The sequence below is a fragment of the Pantoea phytobeneficialis genome (assembly GCF_009728735.1).
GTDB lineage: Bacteria > Pseudomonadota > Gammaproteobacteria > Enterobacterales > Enterobacteriaceae > Pantoea > Pantoea phytobeneficialis.
Map to the genome: position 1 here is coordinate 4,311,291 of NZ_CP024636.1, position 21,448 is coordinate 4,332,738.

Here is a 21,448-nt window from a genome sequence, read left to right on the forward strand (position 1 = left end):
GCCGACCGCTCTGGCCATCAAAAAGCGCACAGTATGCACATATTCCCAAAAAAACCTACCCTTACAAACATACAACATGGCGCGAGCGACGCGGTTTTTCGCTGCAAAATCCGGCAAAAATGCGCCGGAACAGGCGGGTAGCCTCGCTTCAACCTTCTGAAACAAAAAAGCTGACGGCTATCAACGCTTTCACGCATGATAATCAGTAGAGTAATGCGCTCGCCAGAATGCGATGGCACCAGGATCAGAAGGACAATGATGTGATTATGGCTCAACCCCATCTTTTGGCAGAAAGAATTTCTCGCCTGAGCAACGCCCTGGAAAAAGGGTTGTATGAACGGCATCATGCGATTCGCCTCTGCCTGCTGGCCGCGCTGAGTGGCGAAAGCGTCTTTTTGCTCGGGCCACCTGGCATTGCCAAAAGCCTGATTGCCCGCCGCCTGAAGTACGCTTTCCAGCATGCCCGCGCGTTTGAATACCTGATGACGCGTTTCTCCACTCCCGAAGAAGTATTTGGCCCCCTTTCTATCCAGGCATTAAAAGATGAAGGTCGCTATCAACGTCTGACCAAAGGCTATCTGCCGGATGCCGAAATCGTCTTCCTCGATGAGATCTGGAAAGCCGGCCCGGCGATTCTGAATACCCTGCTTACCGCCATCAACGAACGGCGTTTCCGCAATGGCGACAGTGAAGACAAGATTCCAATGCGCCTGCTGGTCACCGCCTCCAACGAATTGCCGGAAGCCGACAGTGGGTTGGAAGCCTTGTATGACCGTATGCTAATTCGGCTGTGGCTGGATAACGTGCACGAAAAGCAGAACTTCCGCAGCATGCTGACCCACCAGCAGGATGAAAGCGTCAATCCGGTGGCCGAATCGCTGTGTATCAGCGATGAAGAGTACCACCAGTGGCAGCAAGGCATCAGTCAGGTGAGCCTGCCGGACCATGTGTTTGAGCTGATCTATCAGTTGCGTCAGCAACTGGAAAATCTCCCCGATGCGCCTTATATCTCCGACCGTCGCTGGAAAAAAGCCATTCATTTGTTGCAGGCCAGTGCGTTCTACAGTGGCCGTGCCGCCATTGCCCCGCTGGATTTGATTCTGCTGAAAGATTGCCTGTGGCATGACGTCACCTCGATGAAGCTGCTGGATCGCGAAATCGATGCATTAATGACGCAACACGCCTGGCAACAACAACCGATGCTGATGAAACTCCAGCAGATCAAAGCGCGCCGTCTGGCGCTACAACAGCAGCAAAGCGTGGCACAGGCGCTAACGCTGGAGAAGCACAGCGGCATGTTCAGCCGCAAGCCCCACTACGAATTGCCTGCCACGCTAAATGACGAGCAGTTGACGCTCATGTTGCAACAACCGTTGATGCTGCATGATATGCAGGTCAGCCATGTGCTGATCAGTCGTGAAGCGCTGAATCAATGGCTTGTGAAAGGCGGCGAGGTGCGTGGCAAGCTCAACGGCATTGGCTTTGCGCAAACGCTCGACCTGCTGGTGGACGCACATCATTGCCTGACATTACGTGATGTCAGCCTTCAGGCAACGCGTCTGACGTTACCCGGCGTCAGCGCCAGCAATGAGCTACCGCAGGAAATCGTTGATGAATTTGACGCCCTGGATAATCAACTGCGCGCCCAGCGTACGCTGTTCAGCCAACATCAGCGCTGCCTGTTTATCAGCGATGACTGGCTGGCGCGCATTGAAACCAGCCTGCAAGATGTGGCGGAACAGATGAAACAGGCGCGTAAATGATTTCGCTGGAGACGCTGAGCACGCTGCTGTCGATCGGTGAAACAGAACTGATCGAAGAGTTAATTCTGGCGCTGCTGGCGTCGCCGCAGCTGGCGATGTTCTTTGAGAAATTCCCACGCCTTAAGCAGGCCATGATGCGCGATCTGCCGCGCTGGCGCTCCGAAATCGTCGAAGAGATGAAAACCACGGCGGTGCCGGAAGCCCTGGCGCAGGAGTTTCAGCTCTTTCAACAGGCGCAGTTGCTTAGCCAGCATGAATTCAACCAGCAATTACCCGCCATCATCAGCCAACTGAAAAACCTGCCATCACCGTTTATCGAAGAAGCCAGCAAATTGCTGTTGCATACCGACAGCGAGCAATTCAGCAACGCGCAACATACCTTGTTCCTGCAACGTTGGCGTCTCAGCCTGACGTTACAGACCCTGACGCTTAATCAGCAATTGCTGGAACAGCAGCGCGAACGTTTGATGGCCGAACTGCAACAACGCATGGCGCTAAGCGGGCAACTCGCCCCCATTCTCACCGATGACGATGAAGCGGCCGCCGGACGCTTGTGGGATATGAGCAAAGCGCCACTCCAGCATGGCGACTATGAATTGATCGTGCAGTACGGTGATTTTCTCGCTCAACAGCCCGAACTGATGAAACTGGCACAACAACTGGGACGGAGCCGCGAAGCGAAAGCGGTGCCGTCTCAGGATGCGCCACTGGAAGAATTTCACCAACTGGTGCGTGAGCCGGATAACGTGCCGGAAGAGGTTAGCGGTATCCATCAGAGCGATGATGTGCTGCGCCTACTCCCGCCTGAGCTGGCAACGCTTAGTATCAGCGAGCTGGAGCTGGAATTTTATCGCCGCCTGGTGGAAAAACGCCTGTTGACCTATCGCCTGCAAGGCGACGCCTGGCATGAAAAAGTTTCCCTGCGGCCGGTCAGTCATCAACACCATGAAGAACAGCCGCGTGGCCCGTTTATCGTCTGCGTTGATACCTCCGGTTCGATGGGCGGCTTCAATGAACGTTGCGCCAAAGCCTTTTGTCTGGCGCTGCTGAAAGTGGCGCTAGCGGATAAACGTCGCTGCTACATCATGCTGTTTGCCCATGAGGTGATCGGTTATGAGCTGACGGCGGATAACGGTATTGAGCAGGCGGTGCGCTTCCTCAGTCAGCGCTTTCGTGGCGGTACCGATTTGGCAGCCTGTCTGGCCGCCGTTGTGGCACGCATGGAAGGTAGCCTGTGGCAGGAAGCCGATGCGGTGATCGTCTCCGATTTTATCGCCCAACGCTTGCCGGAGGAGATCGTCAACGCCGTTAAACAACGCCAGCGCTATCATCAACAGCGTTTCCATGCAGTGGCGATGTCAGTTCATGGCAAACCGGGGATTCTGCGCATCTTCGATCATATCTGGCGCTTCGATACCGGACTGAAAAGCCGCCTGCTGCGCCGCTGGAAACGCTAATTCATCTGACGGAAATGCTTATTTGCTATAGTGATAAGTTACTTCGCTGAGCAAACTGGAGCATATCGTGACCACCGCCTTGCCAACACCAACCCGCACGCTGCGACTTTCCGGCCAGAATACAGAACAAAAACGCGCCGAACTGCTGGATTACTTTCTGCAAACCTGGACACTGTACGAAAGCCTGTTCGACTGCCTCGCTGATGAACGTGCCTGGTTTAATAAAGCAATTTCGCTGCGCCATCCGCTGATCTTCTATTTTGGCCACACCGCCACTTTCTATATCAATAAGCTGATGGCGGGTCGCTATCTTGATCACCGCGTTGACGATCGTATCGAAGCGATGATGGCGATCGGTGTGGATGAAATGAGCTGGGATGATCTCGACGACAGCCATTACGCCTGGCCAACGGTGGCGGAAGTGCGTGATTATCGCGGCAAAGTCAAAACCCTGGTCAGTGAGTTTATCCAGACCATGCCGCTGGAACTTCCCATCGACTGGGATAGCCCGGCGTGGGTGATCCTGATGGGTATCGAACATGAACGTATCCATCTGGAAACCTCCAGCGTATTGATGCGCCAGTTGCCGATTGAATGGGTGCAGCCACAGGCGCACTGGCCGATATGTCCACAGGCCAGACATGATCGCCACAACGTTCCCGCTAATGCTTTGATTGCGATGCCCGGTGGCCGTGTGCAGCAAGGTAAAACCGACGATACCTATGGCTGGGATAACGAATACGGCAGTCAACTGACCGAACTCAAACCGTTTAAAGCCAGCAAAATGCTGGTCAGCAATGCGGAATATTTCAACTTTGTCGCAGCGGGCGGCTATCAGGAACGACGCTGGTGGGATGACGAGGGTTGGGGCTGGCGTGCATTCGCAGAAGCAGACATGCCCACTTTCTGGGTCGGTGATATTCAGCAACCCGATCAGCTAAAACTGCGTCTGATGACCGAAGAAGTGGCGATGCCGTGGGACTGGCCCGCTGAGGTTAACCAACTGGAAGCGGCGGCATTTTGTCGCTGGCTGACAGAAGAGACAGGCAAAGCGATCCAGCTACCGTGCGAAGCGGAGTGGATGCAACTGCGTGAGTTCGTCAGTGGCGATCAGCCAGACTGGATCAATGCGCCGGGCAACATCAACCTGGCATACTGGGCGTCCTCCTGCCCGGTGGATCACTTCGCGCAGGGCGAGTTTTTCGATATTGTCGGCAACGTCTGGCAGTGGACCACCACGCCAACCAACGGTTTCGAAGGCTTTAAGGTCCATCCGCTGTATGACGATTTCTCCACACCCACCTTTGATGGCAAACATGCCCTGATCAAAGGTGGCAGTTGGATATCGACCGGCAACGAGGCGCTGAAATCATCGCGCTACGCTTTCCGCCGCCACTTCTTCCAGCATGCGGGTTTCCGCTATGTGGTTTCTTCACATCAGGAAACCATGACGCTGAACCCGTATGAAACTGACAGTATGGTGTCGCAGTATCTCGATTTTCAGTACGGACCGCGCTACTTCGGCGTACCAAATTATGCTGAAAACCTGGTATCGCTACTGTTGCCGCACTGCACCAACCGTGGTCAGGCACTGGATATCGGTTGTGCCACCGGCCGTGCCAGCTTTGAACTGGCGCGCCATTTTGCACAGGTGGTTGGCATGGATTACTCAGCGCGCTTTATTGATGTGGCCTTGCAGCTGACCTCCGGCGAGGATTTCCGTTATGTGGTGCCCGAAGAGGGTGAGCTGGTGGAGTATCGCCAGGTACGTCTGAAAGAGTTCGATCTGGGTGATGAGCAGGCACAACGCATTCATTTTGTGCAGGGCGATGCCTGTAATCTCAAGCAACAGCCGGATCGTTACGATCTGGTGCTGGCGTCGAATCTGCTTGATCGCCTGCGTCAGCCGAAACGCTTCCTGCAAGATATCACCCCGATGATCCGCTCAGGTGGCGTGCTGGTGCTGTCATCGCCCTACACCTGGCTGGAGGAATTTACACCGAAGGAGAACTGGTTGGGTGGCGTGCGTGAAAACGGTGAAGCGCTGACAACCAGGCAGACGCTGCAACGCCTGCTGCGTGATGCGTTCGACGAGATCGCGGCGCCTCAGGATGTACCTTTCGTCATCCGTGAAACGTCACGCAAGTTCCAGCATACGCTGGCGCAGGTCACGCTGTGGCGTAAGCGTTAAAAGCGTGCAGACAGCGGCAGCCCCGCTGTCTGCACCTTGCCTGATCGGTAATTTTGCTGCACATTCTCCTCAGTTCACTGAAGACCAATTGAAGAGGGAAGGATATGGCGGAACATGTGCAGCTGGATAATCTCGATCGCGGCATCTTAAATGCGCTGCTGGAGAATGCGCGCACAGCCTACGCCGAGCTGGCGAAACAGTTCAATGTCAGCCCGGGTACCATCCACGTTCGCGTCGAGAAGATGCGCCAGGCTGGGATAATCCTCGGTACGCGGGTCGAGATAGATCCACGCCAGCTTGGCTTCGATGTCTGCTGCTTCATTGGTATTATCCTGAAAAGCGCCCGTGACTACCCCGCCGCGCTGAGTAAGCTGGAAGCGCTGGATGAAGTGGTCGAAGCCTGGTACACCACCGGCCACTACAGCATCTTTATTAAAGTGATGTGTCGTTCCATCGATGCCTTGCAACAGGTACTGATCAACAAGATCCAGACCATCGACGAAATCCAGTCCACCGAGACCCTGATTTCTCTGCAAAATCCGATTATGCGCACCATCAAACCCTGATCCCCTTCTTTTATTGTGCACAAACTTATCCCAGGCGGATCTCGCCTGGGTTGCCGCTTGCCAGCCAATGCTTTCTATTATTAACCCTGTTTTCCACAGGTGGATCACGACTTGATCACAGCGTACAATGCTCGCCTTTGAGTTCCGGAGAGCATCATGGCCGATATTACCTTAATCAGTGGCAGTACCCTTGGCAGCGCCGAATATGTCGCCGAACATCTGGAAGAAAAACTTCAGGAAGCAGGCTTCTCAACCGAGATGCTGCATGGACCGGAGTTAGATGAGGTGCCTCAGGAAGGTATCTGGCTGATTGTGACTTCCACGCACGGTGCCGGTGAGCTGCCAGATAACCTGCTGCCTTTCTATGAAGCCTTAAAAGAGACGCAACCGGATCTCTCAGGCGTGCGTTATGGTGCAGTGGGCATTGGTAACCATGAATACGATCTGTTCTGTGGCGCGATCAAGCTGCTGGAAGATCAACTGAACCAGCTCGGTGCCAAACGGATTGGTGATCGTCTGGAGATCGACGTACTGGAACATGAAATTCCGGAAGATCCGGCTGAAGTGTGGGTCGCGAGCTGGAAAACGCAGTTATAAGACGATCCAGACCGGTTGGGGATCGTGAAATCAGGGCGATCCCCAGAGTATTCCGCTGTTTTATGCTTTTTATTTTCCTATACCCTGTGGATAACATAGCTTAATTCATGCGTATAACCGGTAGTTATCCCAAGAACAACCAATGATGCTTTTCTGAGCTGTGGGTAAGTCCCGCTTTTGATCTCAGCTTATACGGATCTGGATCACCGATCATTCACAGCAAACGATCCTGAGCAACCTGCTGTTGAATAACTGTTTTTCCGGGTTATCAACAGAGAGCGACGATCCTAATAAGAGATCTAACAGGAAGATCATTCAAAGAATAAAGATCCTTTCTTTTAAACCCCAGGATCCCACGGCTTTCACCGCAGACAGAATTTCAGTAGAATCCACCGCCCAGGGCAATGATCCCTGTCCGAATCTTAACGAGGTACCACTTCATGTTTTATCCAGATCCTTTTGACGTCATCGTAATTGGTGGTGGTCATGCGGGCACAGAAGCCGCAATGGCCGCTGCCCGAATGGGTCAGCAAACCCTGTTACTCACCCATGACATTGATAAGCTTGGACAAATGTCCTGTAACCCGGCGATCGGTGGCATCGGCAAAGGACACTTGGTGAAGGAAGTGGATGCCCTCGGCGGTTTGATGGCAACGGCAATCGACAAAGCAGGCATCCAGTTTAGGATACTAAACGCCAGCAAAGGCCCGGCGGTTCGCGCGACCCGTGCTCAGGCAGACCGTGTGCTTTATCGTCAGGCAGTACGTACCGCGCTGGAGAATCAGCCTAACCTGATGATCTTCCAGCAGGCGGTTGATGATCTGATTGTGGAAAATGATCGCGTGGTCGGTGCTGTGACCCAAATGGGTCTGAAGTTTCGTGCCAAAACCGTGGTGCTGACCGTTGGGACCTTCCTTGACGGCAAAATTCATATCGGTATGGACAACTACAGCGGTGGCCGTGCGGGTGATCCGCCATCTATCCCGCTGTCAAAACGTCTGCGAGCTCTGCCTCTGCGCGTAGGCCGTTTGAAAACCGGTACCCCGCCGCGCATTGATGCTCGCACCATCGACTTTAGCCAGTTGGCTCCGCAGCATGGCGACAACCCGATGCCGGTGTTTTCGTTCATGGGCAATGTGTCGCAGCATCCGCAGCAGGTACCGTGCTGGATCACCTATACCAACGAACAAACGCATGATGTGATCCGCAACAACCTCGATCGCAGCCCGATGTATGCCGGGGTGATCGAAGGGATCGGCCCGCGTTATTGCCCGTCGATCGAAGACAAAGTCATGCGCTTTGCCGATCGTAACGCACATCAGATCTTCCTGGAGCCGGAAGGACTGACCAGCAACGAAATTTACCCGAACGGTATCTCGACCAGTCTGCCATTTGATGTGCAGATGCAAATCGTCCGTTCAATGAAAGGTCTGGAAAACGCGAAGATTGTCCGTCCGGGTTATGCCATCGAGTATGATTTCTTCGACCCTCGCGATTTGAAACCGACGCTGGAAAGTAAATATATCCAGGGTCTGTTCTTTGCCGGCCAGATCAACGGCACCACCGGTTATGAAGAAGCGGCAGCCCAGGGGTTACTGGCTGGTCTGAACGCCGCCCGTCAGTCTGCGGACAAAGATGGTTGGGCACCGCGTCGCGATCAGGCTTATATGGGGGTGTTGGTTGACGATCTGTGTACGCTGGGGACGAAAGAACCCTACCGTATGTTTACCTCCCGTGCTGAATATCGTCTGATGCTGCGTGAAGACAACGCCGATCTGCGTCTGACCGAAGCCGGTCGCGAAATGGGTCTGGTGGATGATGCGCGTTGGGCGCGTTACAACCAGAAACTGGAAGCGATTGAGCTGGAACGCCAGCGTCTGCGCGATCAGTGGGTGCATCCGAAATCAGAAAACGTGGCGGAAGTGAACAGTATTCTCAGCGCACCGCTAACGAAAGAAGCCAGCGGTGAAGATTTACTGCGTCGCCCGGAAATGACTTACGCATTGCTGACGTCACTTAACAGCTATGGCCCGGCGCTGGCGGATGAACAGGCCGCTGAGCAGGTTGAGATCCAGGTGAAATACGAAGGTTACATTGCCCGCCAGCAGGAAGAAATTGATCGCCAGCAGCGTAATGAAAACACGTTACTGCCCACCGATCTTGATTACCGTCAGGTGAGTGGTTTGTCGAATGAAGTGATCGCAAAACTCAACGACCACAAACCCAGTTCGATCGGCCAGGCATCTCGCATTTCAGGCATTACGCCCGCTGCGATCTCCATTTTGCTGATTTACCTGAAAAAACAGGGTCTGCTGCGTAAAAGCGCATGATTTACCACGGGGCGGGCCGGCTCGCCCCCGTTAATGGAATTCTCGTCGTGATTAACAAACTCTCCGCGCTGCTGAAAGCGGCAAACATTTCCCTCTCCGATCAACAAAAACAACAACTGGTTGGTTATGTTGAGTTGCTGCATAAATGGAATAAGGCCTACAACCTGACATCGGTGCGCGATCCACAGCAAATGCTGGTACGCCATATTCTCGACAGTATTGTGGTTGAGCCGCATTTACAGGGGGAGCGCTTTATTGATGTGGGAACCGGACCTGGATTACCGGGTATTCCGTTGGCGATTGTGCGTCCACAAGCGCATTTTACCTTGCTCGATAGTCTGGGTAAGCGCGTACGTTTCCTGCGCCAGGTTCAACATGAGTTAGGACTTACTAACGTTACCCCGGTGCAGAGCCGTGTGGAAGAGTTTCCGGCTGAGCCGCCTTTTGATGGCGTGATCAGCCGTGCTTTTGCTTCACTTGAGGATATGGTGAACTGGTGTCATCATCTGCCTTCGGCGCAAGGTCACTTCTACGCCCTGAAAGGCGTCCGCCCGGATGATGAAATTACAACCTTACCGGCGGGTTTTGTGGTGCAGCAGATTTATCCGTTGCAGGTGCCGGAACTGGACGGTGAGCGTCATTTGGTGGTCATTGCCCGGCAATAGCCCCTAAAAGGGTATGGATTAATACCAATCCATACCCTTTGAGTTACTCCACCGGGTGGATAAAAAAACAGCAATCGAACGCTGGACGATAAAGAGATTTATTCAGCAGGGCAGGGGAAGTGAGTTAACATTCCCATTAGAAATTATCCGAAAAGCTCTGTTACATTTAACGTTTAATTCACATTTTATTATCAGTTAGATCACTTCTCTGGGTGTATTTACGGAAAACAATAGTCACGCCGGAAAATATAACTCTGCAATAAATCGGCGTACGTAATATCAGTTTTACGTTTTTATTGCGCCGGGAGATGTCAATAGAGTGTTTTTATCGTTAATCCAGTCGATGTGGCATGAATATAATTTTATCTTTCTGAAAAATATGAAGTTGCACCTGCTTTGAAATCGATATTTCTTTGTTCAAAACAAAATCACATCTTGCCCACATGCTTATAATGTGATCTGAAGCACGCTTTAAAAGCAAGCAGCAGGCGCAATTTCACCTGCTGAATCCCTCTATCCTGGATGTGAATCTTTTGAGAAATAGCCCTCCGGAAAGAAATTTAAATAATTGTTCACCTTTTCGCTACTTAGCGATTGAAATCGCAGGTGCGGCCCGTATAATTTGCACGGCTTTTGCTGCTTGACTCAAATGAGTAAAGGCAGTCTTATACGACACGCGACATACCCCGTTTGGGGCAGGAGAGTTCAGCACCATGTCAGTGTCTCTTTACAGTGTGAAATTGGCCCGAACCGTGCTGCTTATTCAGCTGGTGACTTTTGTCGTAATCGGTGCGTTGTTTACCCTGAAAGATGTCATCTGGGGTGCCTCCGCCATCGCCGGTGGAGTGGCAGCCTGGCTGCCGAATGTGTTGTTTATGTTTTTAGCCTGGCGCCTGCAGGGGCAAACACCGGCCAAAGGGCGCGTAGCCTGGAGCTTCGCCTTCGGTGAAGTGTTAAAGGTGTTCGCCACCATTATTTTTCTCATTGTGGCGTTGGGTGTGTTTGGAGCGGTCTTCTGGCCTCTCGCAATCACCTGGTTATCGGTGCTGGTGGTGCAGATCGTCGCACCGGCTGTAATTAACAACAAAGGGTAAGAGGCATCATGGCTGCAGGAGAAATCTCTACTCCGCAAGAATACATAGGTCACCACCTGAATAACCTTCAGCTGGACCTGCGTACTTTCGAGTTAGTGAATCCGCACGACGCTCCCGCGACGTTCTGGGTATTAAATATCGATTCCATGTTTTTCTCTCTGGTGCTGGGACTTATCTTCCTGGTGTTGTTCCGTAAAGTGGCAAAAAGCGCCACCAGCGGTGTGCCAGGGAAATTACAAGCGGCTATCGAACTGGTTGTCGGTTTCGTTGATAACAACGTGCGCGACATGTACCACGGTAAAAGCAAACTTATCGCCCCGCTGGCTCTGACGATTTTCGTCTGGGTCTTCCTGATGAACTTCATGGATCTGTTGCCTATCGACCTGCTGCCGTTTATCGGCGAGCACTATTTAGGCCTGCCGGCGCTGCGTGTCGTGCCGTCTGCAGACGTGAACATCACGCTGTCTATGGCGTTGGGCGTATTTATTTTGATTCTGTTCTACAGCATCAAAATGAAAGGTGTAGGTGGCTTCGCCAAAGAGCTGACGCTGCAGCCTTTTAATCACCCGATCTTCATCCCCATCAACCTGATTCTTGAAGGTGTTAGCCTGCTGTCCAAACCGGTTTCACTCGGTCTGCGACTGTTCGGTAACATGTATGCGGGTGAGCTGATCTTTATCCTGATTGCCGGTCTGCTGCCGTGGTGGTCGCAGTGGGTGTTAAATGTGCCGTGGGCCATTTTCCACATCCTGATTATTTCGCTGCAGGCTTTCATTTTCATGGTCCTCACGATCGTCTATCTGTCGATGGCATCTGAAGAACATTGATTTTTTATCTCAACTACTTAGCTTTTAACTGAAACAAACTGGAGACTGTCATGGAAAACCTGAATATGGATCTGCTGTACATGGCTGCCGCTGTGATGATGGGCCTGGCGGCAATCGGTGCTGCGATCGGTATCGGCATCCTCGGAGGTAAATTCCTGGAAGGCGCAGCGCGTCAGCCGGATCTGATTCCTCTGCTGCGCACGCAGTTCTTTGTTGTAATGGGTCTGGTGGATGCTATCCCGATGATCGCTGTTGGTCTGGGTCTCTACGTGATGTTTGCTGTCGCCTAAAGCCTGTAGCCTTGTTTCTCACGGCACCCGGTGTGGTGAGAAACGGATTCTGCCGCTTATCATTGATAACGGCAGAGCAAGTTAACTTAATAAGAGGCATTGTGCTGTGAACATTAATGCAACAATCCTCGGCCAGGCCATCGCGTTCATCCTGTTTGTCGCGTTTTGCATGAAGTACGTATGGCCGCCGATTATGGCTGCCATCGAAAAGCGTCAGAAAGAAATTGCTGACGGCCTTGCTTCTGCTGAACGCGCGAAGAAAGATTTGGATCTCGCGCAGGCCAATGCGACCGACCAGCTGAAAAAAGCCAAAGAAGAAGCCCAGGTCATTATCGAGCAGGCGAACAAACGCCGTGCGCAGATTCTGGACGAAGCGAAAACTGAAGCCGAAACTGAACGTAACCGCATCGTGGCGCAGGCGCAGGCAGAAATCGAAGCCGAGCGTTCGCGTGCCCGTGAAGAGCTGCGTAAGCAAGTCGCGTTGCTGGCATTAGCTGGCGCCGAGAAGATCATCGAACGTTCCGTGGATGAAGCTGCTAACAGCGACATCGTTGATAAACTGGTCGCTGAACTGTAAGGAGGGAGGGGCTGATGTCTGAACTGATTACTGTAGCTCGCCCCTACGCCAAAGCAGCTTTTGACTTTGCTGTTGAGCATCAAAGTATTGAACGCTGGCAAAATATGCTGGCGTTTGCCGCAGAAGTGGCTGGCAACGAACAGATGGCAGATCTCCTTGCTGGTGCCTTAGCACCAGAAGCTTTATCTGCTTCTTTCATCGCAGTCTGTGGTGATCAACTGGATGAATACGCCCAGAACCTGATTAAGGTGATGGCGGAAAACGGACGTTTGACAGCGCTTCCGGCTGTACTGGAACAGTTCATTCAACTGCGTGACGCTCACGAAGCGACAGCCGAAGTTGATGTGATTTCTGCCAGTACGCTGAGTGACAGCCAGCTGACCAAAATCAGCGCCGCGATGGAAAAACGTCTGTCACGCAAAGTTAAGCTGAATTGCAAAATTGATAAGTCTGTAATGGCAGGCGTGGTCATCCGTGCGGGTGATCTGGTGATTGATGGCAGCGTGCGCGGCCGTCTTGAGCGTCTGGCAGACGTCTTGCAGTCTTAAGGGGACTGGAGCATATGCAACTGAATTCCACCGAAATCAGCGAACTGATCAAGCAGCGCATTGCTCAGTTCAATGTCGTGAGCGAAGCTCACAATGAAGGTACTATTGTTTCTGTAAGTGACGGTATCATCCGCGTACACGGCCTGGCCGATGTCATGCAGGGTGAAATGATTGCCCTGCCGGGTAACCGTTACGCTATCGCCCTGAACCTCGAGCGTGACTCTGTAGGTGCGGTGGTGATGGGTCCGTACGCTGACCTCGCCGAAGGCATGAAGGTTAAGTGTACTGGCCGTATTCTGGAAGTGCCGGTTGGTCGTGGCCTGCTGGGCCGCGTAGTGAACACCCTGGGTGCTCCGATCGACGGTAAAGGCGCAATCGACAACGACGGCTTCTCGCCAGTTGAAGTGATTGCACCGGGCGTTATCGACCGTCAGTCCGTTGATGAGCCGGTTCAGACTGGTTACAAATCTGTCGATGCGATGATTCCAATCGGCCGTGGCCAGCGTGAGCTGATCATCGGTGACCGTCAGACCGGTAAAACCGCGATGGCGATCGATGCCATCATCAACCAGCGTGATTCAGGCATCAAATGCGTGTACGTTGCGATTGGTCAGAAAGCCTCTACCATCTCTAACGTGGTACGTAAGCTGGAAGAGCATGGCGCACTGGCTAACACCATCGTCGTTGTCGCTTCTGCTTCTGAATCTGCTGCTCTGCAATACCTGGCACCGTATGCGGGTTGCGCAATGGGCGAATACTTCCGTGACCGCGGTGAAGATGCGCTGATCGTATACGATGACCTGTCCAAGCAGGCCGTTGCTTACCGTCAGATTTCTCTGCTGCTGCGTCGTCCGCCGGGTCGTGAAGCATTCCCTGGCGACGTGTTCTACCTCCACTCTCGTCTGCTGGAGCGTGCATCACGCGTAACCGCTGATTACGTTGAGCGTTTCACCAATGGTGAAGTGAAAGGTAAGACCGGCTCACTGACTGCACTGCCGATTATCGAAACTCAGGCGGGTGACGTTTCTGCGTTCGTTCCGACCAACGTGATTTCAATCACCGATGGTCAGATCTTCCTGGAATCTAACCTGTTCAACTCCGGTATTCGTCCGGCAGTTAACCCGGGTATCTCGGTATCCCGTGTTGGTGGCGCTGCTCAGACCAAGATCATCAAGAAACTGTCTGGTGGTATCCGTACTGCACTGGCACAGTATCGTGAACTGGCTGCGTTCTCTCAGTTCGCTTCCGATCTGGATGATGCGACTCGTAAACAGCTGAGCCACGGTCAGAAAGTGACCGAGCTGCTGAAACAGAAACAGTATGCGCCGATGTCCGTTGCGCAGCAGGGTCTGGTGCTGTTTGCTGCAGAGCGTGGCTTCCTGAACGACGTTGAGCTGGCAAAAATTGGTAGCTTCGAAGCAGCGCTGCTGGCGTTTGCTGACCGCGACCACGCTGAGCTGATGGCTGAAATCAATCAGGCGGGTAACTACAACAACGAAATCGAAGAGAAGCTGAAAGGCCTCCTCGAAACGTTTAAAGCAACCCAGTCCTGGTAATGTCTGGCGGCTTGTCTGAAAAGGCAGGCCGCAAGGCTTTGAGGAGAAGCTAATGGCCGGCGCAAAAGAGATACGTACCAAGATCGGAAGCGTGAAAAACACGCAGAAGATCACCAAAGCGATGGAAATGGTCGCCGCCTCCAAGATGCGTAAAACGCAGGAACGCATGGCGGCCAGCCGTCCGTATGCAGATACCATGCGCAAAGTGATTGGTCACCTTGCGTTAGGCAATCTGGAATACAAGCACCCTTACCTGGATGAGCGCGACGTTAAGCGCGTCGGCTACCTGGTCGTTTCGACTGACCGCGGGCTTTGTGGTGGTTTGAACATTAACCTGTTCAAAAAAGTGCTGGCAGAAATGAAAGCCTGGACTGATAAAGGCGTACAGAGCGATCTGGCGATTATCGGCTCAAAAGGGCTTGGTTTCTTCGGTTCTGTTGGTGGCAACATCGTGGCGCAGGTCACAGGCATGGGTGATAAACCTTCACTGTCTGAACTGATCGGCCCGGTAAAAGTGATGTTGCAGGCTTATGATGAAGGCCGTATCGACAAGCTGTATATCGTCAGCAACAAATTTAATAACACCATGTCTCAGACTCCGACCATTACCCAACTGCTGCCGTTACCGCCAGCGGAAGGTGAAGAAGAGATGAAGGCGAAGACCTGGGATTACCTGTACGAACCCGATCCGAAGGCGCTGCTGGATACTCTGCTGCGTCGTTATGTCGAATCGCAGGTTTATCAGGGTGTGGTGGAAAACCTGGCCAGTGAGCAGGCCGCACGTATGGTGGCGATGAAAGCCGCAACCGATAACGGCGGAAATCTGATCAAAGAGCTGCAGTTGGTTTACAACAAAGCTCGTCAGGCCAGCATCACCCAGGAACTTACCGAGATCGTCTCGGGAGCCTCCGCGGTTTAACCAGGTTTGGAATTAGGTAGAGGATTCAAGATGGCAGCTGGAAAGATTGTCCAGATTATCGGCGCCGTAGTTGACGTCGAATTCCCTCAGGATGCCGTACCGCAAGTGTACAGCGCTCTTGAGGTTAAGAATGGTGATGCTCGTCTGGTGCTGGAAGTTCAGCAGCAGCTGGGTGGTGGCGTGGTTCGTACCATCGCCATGGGTTCTTCTGACGGCCTGAAGCGCGGTCTGGAAGTAGCCGACCTGAAAAAACCGATCCAGGTTCCGGTTGGTAAAGCAACCCTCGGCCGTATCATGAACGTGCTGGGTGAGCCGATCGACATGAAAGGCGACCTGGTTGAAGAAGACGGCAGCGCAGTAGAGGTTTCCTCTATTCACCGCGCCGCGCCTTCTTATGAAGATCAGTCTAACTCGCAGGAACTGCTGGAAACCGGCATCAAGGTTATCGACCTGATGTGTCCGTTCGCTAAGGGCGGTAAAGTCGGTCTGTTCGGTGGTGCGGGTGTTGGTAAAACCGTAAACATGATGGAGCTGATCCGTAACATCGCGGCTGAGCACTCAGGTTACTCGGTATTTGCTGGTGTGGGTGAGCGTACTCGTGAGGGTAACGACTTCTACCACGAAATGACTGACTCCAACGTTATCGACAAAGTAGCGCTGGTGTATGGCCAGATGAACGAGCCGCCGGGTAACCGTCTGCGCGTAGCACTGACCGGTCTGACCATGGCGGAGAAATTCCGTGATGAAGGCCGTGACGTTCTGCTGTTCATCGACAATATCTATCGTTACACCCTGGCCGGTACAGAAGTATCTGCACTGCTGGGTCGTATGCCTTCAGCGGTAGGTTATCAGCCGACGCTGGCTGAAGAGATGGGTGTGTTGCAGGAGCGTATTACCTCCACTAAGACGGGTTCAATCACCTCCGTTCAGGCCGTTTACGTCCCTGCGGATGACTTGACTGACCCGTCTCCGGCGACCACCTTCGCCCACTTAGACTCAACCGTAACGCTGAGCCGTCAGATCGCATCCCTGGGTATCTACCCGGCCGTTGACCCGCTGGATTCTACCAGCCGTCAGCTGGATCCGCTGATCGTTGGTCAGGAGCACTACGATGTTGCGCGTGGCGTGCAGTCTCTGCTGCAGCGTTACCAGGAACTGAAAGACATCATCGCCATCCTCGGTATGGACGAGCTGTCTGAAGACGACAAACTGCTGGTGGCACGCGCACGTAAGATTCAGCGCTTCCTGTCTCAGCCGTTCTTCGTTGCTGAAGTCTTCACCGGTTCTCCAGGTAAGTACGTAACGCTGAAAGACACCATCCGTGGCTTCAAAGGCATCATGGAAGGCGAATTCGACCATCTGCCAGAGCAGGCTTTCTACATGGTTGGCGCGATCGACGAAGCCGTGGAAAAAGCGAAGAAACTGTAATAACGGTTTCCCGGGAGGAATGATATGGCTATGACTTATCACCTGGATGTTGTCAGCGCGGAGCAACAAATGTTCTCCGGTCTGGTGCAGAAAATCCAGGTGTCAGGTAGCGAAGGTGAGCTGGGGATTTACCCTGGTCACGCCCCGCTCCTGACTGCCATCAAGCCTGGTATGATTCGCATCGTTAAACAGCACGGCGAAGAGGAGTATATCTACCTCTCTGGCGGCGTGCTGGAAGTTCAGCCGGGCAGCACCACCGTTCTGGCCGACACCGCGATTCGTGGTGAAGACCTCGACGAAGCGCGCGCGCTGGAAGCGAAACGTAAAGCAGAAGAACACATGAGCAGCAGCCACGGCGACGTGGACTATGCTCAGGCCTCTGCCGAACTGGCGAAAGCTATCGCGAAGCTGCGTGTTATCGAGCTGACCAAAAAAGCGATGTAATCAGGCTTTATGCGTCACGAAGTGCCAGCCCATTGGGCTGGCATTTTTTTTGCCTGCGGTTCCGGAAAAAATAAAAACAACGCGATATTTTGCACATACCGTAGCGGCGCAATTTATTGCGCACTGCCTTTCGTCATCCTCTAATTTCGATCCGAGAAAAATGTAGTAATCTCAGAGGTAAACCTTAAACTTTCGAAAGCTAAAACAGAGTCAGGATAGTTATGTCTACAAGTGCGATGAGTGTGGTGATTCTTGCCGCTGGCAAGGGCACCCGTATGTATTCCGATCTCCCCAAAGTTCTGCATACCCTGGCAGGAAAACCCATGGTCCAGCATGTGATTGATGCTGCAACCGGGTTGGGCGCACAGCAAATCCATCTGGTTTACGGCCACGGCGGCGATCAACTTAAAGCTCAGCTTTCTGGTAACACCCTGAATTGGGTGTTACAGGCGCAACAGCTTGGCACCGGGCATGCGATGCAGCAGGCAGCCCCCTGGTTCGCAGATGACGAAGACATTGTGATGCTGTACGGCGACGTTCCGTTGATCTCCCTGGAAACGTTGCAGCGCCTGCGTAGCGCTAAACCTGCGGGTGGCATCGGTCTGCTCACCGTGGTGCTCGACAATCCCACCGGCTATGGCCGCATCGTGCGTGAAAACGACACCATTACCGGGATCGTGGAACAAAAAGATGCTTCGCCCGAACAACTGAAGATTCAGGAGATTAACACCGGCATCCTGATTGCTAACGGTGGTGATCTCAAACGCTGGCTGTCACAGTTGAATAACAACAACGCGCAAGGCGAGTTCTATATCACCGACATTATTGCGATGGCACATCAGGAAGGGCGTCTGGTGCAGGCTGTCCATCCGGCGCGCATCAGCGAAACCGACGGTGTAAATAATCGCCTGCAACTGGCAGCGTTGGAACGTGCTTACCAGGCTGAACAGGCCGAGAAACTGTTGTTGGCAGGTGTGATGCTGCGTGACCCGGCACGTTTCGATCTGCGTGGCACGTTAAAACACGGACGCGATGTTGAAATCGATACCAATGTGATTATCGAAGGCGACGTCACCCTGGGCGATCGGGTGAAAATTGCGGCGGGTTGTATCATCAAAAACAGCGTGATTGCTGATGATTGTGAAATCAGCGCGTATTCGGTGATCGAGGATGCCAATCTGGCCGCGGCTTGTACCGTTGGTCCGTTTGCTCGTTTACGCCCCGGAAGCGAACTGGGAGAGAAGGCTCACGTTGGCAACTTCGTTGAAATGAAGAAAGCCACCCTTGGAAAAGGTTCCAAAGCCGGTCACCTCTCTTATCTTGGCGACGCGGAGATTGGCGACGATGTGAATATCGGCGCTGGCACCATCACCTGTAATTACGATGGCGCGAATAAATCTAAAACCATCATTGGCGACAACGTGTTTGTGGGTTCCGATACCCAGCTGGTGGCTCCGGTGACTGTCGCCAGTGGCGCGACAATTGCGGCGGGCACCACAGTGATGAAAGACGTACCCGCCGCCGTTCTGGTTTACAACCGCAAAGAACAGAACCAGAAAGCGGGCTGGAAGCGCCCGGAAAAGAAAAAGTAATTTTTAATGGCCGACAAAGATCGGCCTGTTAGCAGTAAATATAACTACATCCCCACTCTCTACAAGGCTCGGGGAACCGGCGATGCCGGATATCAGGTCAGATGACAACGCAATGGCCGAAAGCCATGAAGTCAGGAAACTATTATGTGTGGAATTGTTGGTGCAGTAGCACAGCGCGACATTGCAGAAATTCTGCTGGAAGGTCTGCGTCGTCTTGAGTATCGCGGTTACGATTCGGCGGGTTTGGCCGTCGTTGATCGTCAAGGCCATGTGACGCGTCTGCGTCGCTTGGGTAAAGTGCAAAAGTTGGCAGAAGCGGCGGAACAGCAGCCGTTGATTGGCGGCACCGGAATTGCTCATACCCGTTGGGCTACCCACGGTGAACCCTCAGAAGCCAATGCGCATCCGCATATCTCTGAGCACATCATCATTGTGCATAACGGCATCATTGAGAACCATGAACCGTTGCGTGCGCAGCTGATTGAGCGCGGTTACTCATTCGCGTCAGAAACTGACACCGAAGTGGTGGCACATCTGGTGCACTGGGAACAGAAACAAGGCGGTTCGCTGCGTGAAGTGGTGCTGCGGGTGATCCTGCAACTGCGCGGCGCCTATGGCATGGTGATTATGGACAGCCGCGATCCCTCCGTGCTGGTGGCCGCGCGTTCCGGTAGCCCGCTGGTGGTAGGCCGTGGCGTCGGCGAAAACTTTATCGCTTCCGATCAGCTGGCACTGCTGCCGGTGACACGCCGCTTCATCTATCTGGAAGAGGGCGATATCGCTGAGATTACCCGCCGCGAAGTGACTATTGTCGATCGCAATGGCACGCCGGTAACTCGCGCCGAGATCGAATCTAACGTCCAGTATGATGCCGGTGACAAAGGGATTTACCGTCACTACATGCAGAAAGAGATTTATGAACAGCCGATGGCGATCAAAAACACCTTAACCGGTCGTTTCAGCCACGGTGAAGTCGATCTCAGCGAACTTGGCCCACAAGCGGAAGCTCTGCTGAGCAAAGTTGAGCATATCCAGATTATCGCCTGCGGCACCTCATACAACTCCGGTATGGTTTCGCGTTACTGGTTCGAATCACTGGCAAACATTCCCTGCGATGTCGAAATTGCCTCTGAATTCCGCTATCGCAAATCGGCGGTGCGTAAAAACAGCCTGCTGATCACCCTGTCACAGTCCGGTGAAACTGCCGATACGCTGGCCGCGCTGCGTCTGTCGAAAGAGCTGGGCTATCTGGGTTCGCTGGCCATCTGTAACGTGGCGGGGTCGTCGCTGGTACGTGAATCCGATTTGTCACTGATGACCAAAGCGGGTACCGAGATCGGGGTAGCCTCCACCAAAGCCTTTACCACGCAGCTCACCGTGTTGTTGATGCTGGTAGCGAAACTGGGCCGCCTGCATGGCATGTCTGCTGATACCGAACACGAGATTGTCCATGGGTTACAGGCGCTGCCGAGCCGTATTGAGCAGATGCTGGCGCAGGATAAGGTGATCGAAAACCTGGCAGAAGGTTTCTCTGACAAGCATCATGCGTTGTTCCTTGGCCGTGGCGATCAGTATCCGATCGCCATGGAAGGTGCGCTGAAGCTGAAAGAGATCTCCTATATCCACGCGGAAGCCTACGCGGCCGGGGAGTTGAAACATGGCCCGCTGGCGCTGATTGACGCCGATATGCCAGTAATCGTGGTAGCACCGAATAACGAACTGCTGGAGAAGCTGAAGTCCAACATCGAAGAGGTGCGTGCACGCGGCGGTCTGCTGTATGTATTTGCCGATCAGGATGCAGGTTTTAGCGACAGCGATGGCATGAAGATTATCTCTCTGCCGCATGTGGAAGAGGTGATTGCGCCAATCTTCTACACCGTGCCGCTGCAACTTCTTTCCTACCATGTCGCGTTGATTAAAGGCACCGATGTCGATCAACCGCGTAACCTGGCGAAATCAGTGACTGTTGAATAGGGCTGCTATTAGCTAATCTGATCCAGATTATTTAAGGGTTATGCATTTTCAAATGCATAACCTTTTTTGTTTGTGACATGAGGGCGGAATATTTTTGTTCTCATCATTGATGCACTGCTTCCATTGTAAAATCTATTCATTATTTCGCGTGAATCTCAGGCTCGCCTGTTCGAACTTATTTACCCATCCTATGCTTCACGCGCGCGCAAAATCTATGAGTCTTATGCTGCGGTGGTTCAACACGCGACACCATGGCTGAGTTTACATAAAGCCATCCGTGAGATTATTGTGGATCTTGTTTATCAGGGACTGGGATATCGCACGGTTCTTGTAGATTAGCCCCTTAGATCACCAGACACTTCGCCTCTCTTAAAATAAGAGGTAGTCTTGGAACTATGTTTAACACCAGTCAGAATAATAAGATGGTTGAAGTGTTATCAGGACCTGAGCGACGTCGGCGTCGTACTCCGCAGGAAAAAATTGCCATTATTCAGCAGACTATGGAACCGGGCATGACCGTGTCTCACGTCGCACGACTGCACGGTATCAATGCTAATCAGATCTTCAAGTGGCGCAGGCAATATGAAGACGGCTCACTGACCGCCGTGACCTCAGGCGGAGAAGTCGTTC

20 protein-coding genes are annotated in these 21,448 nt (G+C 53.0%); all 20 read left to right on the forward strand.

Annotated features, from left to right (window positions below; genetic code table 11):
- Positions 1 to 266: 266 nt before the first annotated feature.
- A complete protein-coding gene (gene ravA / locus CTZ24_RS20090) occupies positions 267 to 1,763 on the forward strand; it encodes an ATPase RavA (RefSeq protein ID WP_036625875.1) in 1,497 nt (498 codons plus the stop codon).
- On the forward strand, positions 1,760 to 3,220 hold the full coding sequence (viaA, locus tag CTZ24_RS20095) for an ATPase RavA stimulator ViaA (RefSeq protein WP_021183622.1): 1,461 nt from the start codon (positions 1,760 to 1,762) through the stop codon (positions 3,218 to 3,220). Before ravA ends, viaA begins: the two co-directional genes overlap by 4 nt.
- A gap of 46 nt (positions 3,221 to 3,266) precedes the next feature.
- The gene (gene ovoA, locus CTZ24_RS20100) at positions 3,267 to 5,411 is read left to right on the forward strand and encodes a 5-histidylcysteine sulfoxide synthase (protein ID WP_208725601.1); all 2,145 of its coding nucleotides are present in this window, start codon (positions 3,267 to 3,269) and stop codon (positions 5,409 to 5,411) included.
- 104 nt (positions 5,412 to 5,515) lie between these two features.
- Positions 5,516 to 5,977: a transcriptional regulator AsnC gene (gene asnC, locus CTZ24_RS20105; protein WP_013511092.1), complete on the forward strand. Its 462-nt coding sequence runs from the start codon at positions 5,516 to 5,518 to the stop codon at positions 5,975 to 5,977.
- Between the two features lie 156 nt (positions 5,978 to 6,133).
- A complete protein-coding gene (gene mioC / locus CTZ24_RS20110; RefSeq protein WP_021183625.1) occupies positions 6,134 to 6,574 on the forward strand; it encodes an FMN-binding protein MioC in 441 nt (146 codons plus the stop codon).
- Positions 6,575 to 7,014: 440 nt separating this feature from the next.
- Complete coding sequence (mnmG, locus tag CTZ24_RS20115) at positions 7,015 to 8,904, forward strand: tRNA uridine-5-carboxymethylaminomethyl(34) synthesis enzyme MnmG (RefSeq protein WP_021183626.1); 1,890 nt, start codon at positions 7,015 to 7,017, stop codon at positions 8,902 to 8,904.
- A 47-nt stretch (positions 8,905 to 8,951) separates the two neighbouring features.
- On the forward strand, positions 8,952 to 9,569 hold the full coding sequence (gene rsmG / locus CTZ24_RS20120) for a 16S rRNA (guanine(527)-N(7))-methyltransferase RsmG (protein WP_208724451.1): 618 nt from the start codon (positions 8,952 to 8,954) through the stop codon (positions 9,567 to 9,569).
- A 713-nt stretch (positions 9,570 to 10,282) separates the two neighbouring features.
- The gene (gene atpI, locus CTZ24_RS20125; protein WP_021183628.1) at positions 10,283 to 10,663 is read left to right on the forward strand and encodes a F0F1 ATP synthase subunit I; all 381 of its coding nucleotides are present in this window, start codon (positions 10,283 to 10,285) and stop codon (positions 10,661 to 10,663) included.
- 8 nt (positions 10,664 to 10,671) lie between these two features.
- Positions 10,672 to 11,490, forward strand: coding sequence for a F0F1 ATP synthase subunit A (atpB, locus tag CTZ24_RS20130; RefSeq protein WP_013511097.1), 819 nt, complete (start codon positions 10,672 to 10,674; stop codon positions 11,488 to 11,490).
- Between the two features lie 50 nt (positions 11,491 to 11,540).
- Positions 11,541 to 11,780, forward strand: coding sequence for a F0F1 ATP synthase subunit C (atpE, locus tag CTZ24_RS20135; protein ID WP_003849523.1), 240 nt, complete (start codon positions 11,541 to 11,543; stop codon positions 11,778 to 11,780).
- Positions 11,781 to 11,886: 106 nt separating this feature from the next.
- Positions 11,887 to 12,357 (forward strand): F0F1 ATP synthase subunit B, encoded by a 471-nt coding sequence (gene atpF / locus CTZ24_RS20140; RefSeq protein WP_013511098.1) that lies wholly within the window; start codon positions 11,887 to 11,889, stop codon positions 12,355 to 12,357.
- Positions 12,358 to 12,371: 14 nt separating this feature from the next.
- Positions 12,372 to 12,905 carry a F0F1 ATP synthase subunit delta gene (gene atpH, locus CTZ24_RS20145; protein ID WP_013511099.1) on the forward strand — a complete coding sequence of 178 codons (534 nt, stop codon included), beginning with the start codon at positions 12,372 to 12,374 and terminating at the stop codon, positions 12,903 to 12,905.
- A gap of 14 nt (positions 12,906 to 12,919) precedes the next feature.
- The gene (gene atpA, locus CTZ24_RS20150) at positions 12,920 to 14,461 is read left to right on the forward strand and encodes a F0F1 ATP synthase subunit alpha (RefSeq protein ID WP_013511100.1); all 1,542 of its coding nucleotides are present in this window, start codon (positions 12,920 to 12,922) and stop codon (positions 14,459 to 14,461) included.
- Between the two features lie 52 nt (positions 14,462 to 14,513).
- Entirely contained in the window at positions 14,514 to 15,380 is an 867-nt protein-coding gene (atpG, locus tag CTZ24_RS20155; protein WP_021183630.1) for a F0F1 ATP synthase subunit gamma, read from the forward strand.
- 30 nt (positions 15,381 to 15,410) lie between these two features.
- Positions 15,411 to 16,808, forward strand: a complete 1,398-nt coding sequence (gene atpD, locus CTZ24_RS20160; RefSeq protein WP_021183631.1) for a F0F1 ATP synthase subunit beta — start codon at positions 15,411 to 15,413, stop codon at positions 16,806 to 16,808.
- A gap of 24 nt (positions 16,809 to 16,832) precedes the next feature.
- Positions 16,833 to 17,252, forward strand: coding sequence for a F0F1 ATP synthase subunit epsilon (locus CTZ24_RS20165; RefSeq protein WP_013511103.1), 420 nt, complete (start codon positions 16,833 to 16,835; stop codon positions 17,250 to 17,252).
- Positions 17,253 to 17,473: 221 nt separating this feature from the next.
- Complete coding sequence (glmU, locus tag CTZ24_RS20170; protein WP_021183632.1) at positions 17,474 to 18,844, forward strand: bifunctional UDP-N-acetylglucosamine diphosphorylase/glucosamine-1-phosphate N-acetyltransferase GlmU; 1,371 nt, start codon at positions 17,474 to 17,476, stop codon at positions 18,842 to 18,844.
- A gap of 144 nt (positions 18,845 to 18,988) precedes the next feature.
- Positions 18,989 to 20,818 carry a glutamine--fructose-6-phosphate transaminase (isomerizing) gene (gene glmS / locus CTZ24_RS20175; protein WP_208724452.1) on the forward strand — a complete coding sequence of 610 codons (1,830 nt, stop codon included), beginning with the start codon at positions 18,989 to 18,991 and terminating at the stop codon, positions 20,816 to 20,818.
- A gap of 141 nt (positions 20,819 to 20,959) precedes the next feature.
- Entirely contained in the window at positions 20,960 to 21,157 is a 198-nt protein-coding gene (locus CTZ24_RS27000) for a DUF8812 domain-containing protein (protein WP_496198564.1), read from the forward strand.
- An 83-nt stretch (positions 21,158 to 21,240) separates the two neighbouring features.
- A partial coding sequence (locus tag CTZ24_RS20180; RefSeq protein WP_208723780.1) for a transposase occupies positions 21,241 to 21,448 on the forward strand: 208 nt, incomplete at its 3' end.

Bases quoted from the DNA above. Each gene is read 5' to 3' on its own strand.
- atpG (WP_021183630.1), top strand. From the start codon at position 14,514: ATGGCCGGCGCAAAAGAGATACGTACCAAGATCGGAAGCGTGAAAAAC.
- glmS (WP_208724452.1), top strand. From the start codon at position 18,989: ATGTGTGGAATTGTTGGTGCAGTAGCACAGCGCGACATTGCAGAAATT.
- asnC (WP_013511092.1), top strand. From the start codon at position 5,516: ATGGCGGAACATGTGCAGCTGGATAATCTCGATCGCGGCATCTTAAAT.
- ravA (WP_036625875.1), top strand. From the start codon at position 267: ATGGCTCAACCCCATCTTTTGGCAGAAAGAATTTCTCGCCTGAGCAAC.
- mnmG (WP_021183626.1), top strand. From the start codon at position 7,015: ATGTTTTATCCAGATCCTTTTGACGTCATCGTAATTGGTGGTGGTCAT.
- atpA (WP_013511100.1), top strand. From the start codon at position 12,920: ATGCAACTGAATTCCACCGAAATCAGCGAACTGATCAAGCAGCGCATT.
- CTZ24_RS20165 (WP_013511103.1), top strand. From the start codon at position 16,833: ATGGCTATGACTTATCACCTGGATGTTGTCAGCGCGGAGCAACAAATG.
- mioC (WP_021183625.1), top strand. From the start codon at position 6,134: ATGGCCGATATTACCTTAATCAGTGGCAGTACCCTTGGCAGCGCCGAA.
- glmU (WP_021183632.1), top strand. From the start codon at position 17,474: ATGTCTACAAGTGCGATGAGTGTGGTGATTCTTGCCGCTGGCAAGGGC.
- atpB (WP_013511097.1), top strand. From the start codon at position 10,672: ATGGCTGCAGGAGAAATCTCTACTCCGCAAGAATACATAGGTCACCAC.
- atpE (WP_003849523.1), top strand. From the start codon at position 11,541: ATGGAAAACCTGAATATGGATCTGCTGTACATGGCTGCCGCTGTGATG.
- atpH (WP_013511099.1), top strand. From the start codon at position 12,372: ATGTCTGAACTGATTACTGTAGCTCGCCCCTACGCCAAAGCAGCTTTT.
- atpD (WP_021183631.1), top strand. From the start codon at position 15,411: ATGGCAGCTGGAAAGATTGTCCAGATTATCGGCGCCGTAGTTGACGTC.
- atpI (WP_021183628.1), top strand. From the start codon at position 10,283: ATGTCAGTGTCTCTTTACAGTGTGAAATTGGCCCGAACCGTGCTGCTT.
- viaA (WP_021183622.1), top strand. From the start codon at position 1,760: ATGATTTCGCTGGAGACGCTGAGCACGCTGCTGTCGATCGGTGAAACA.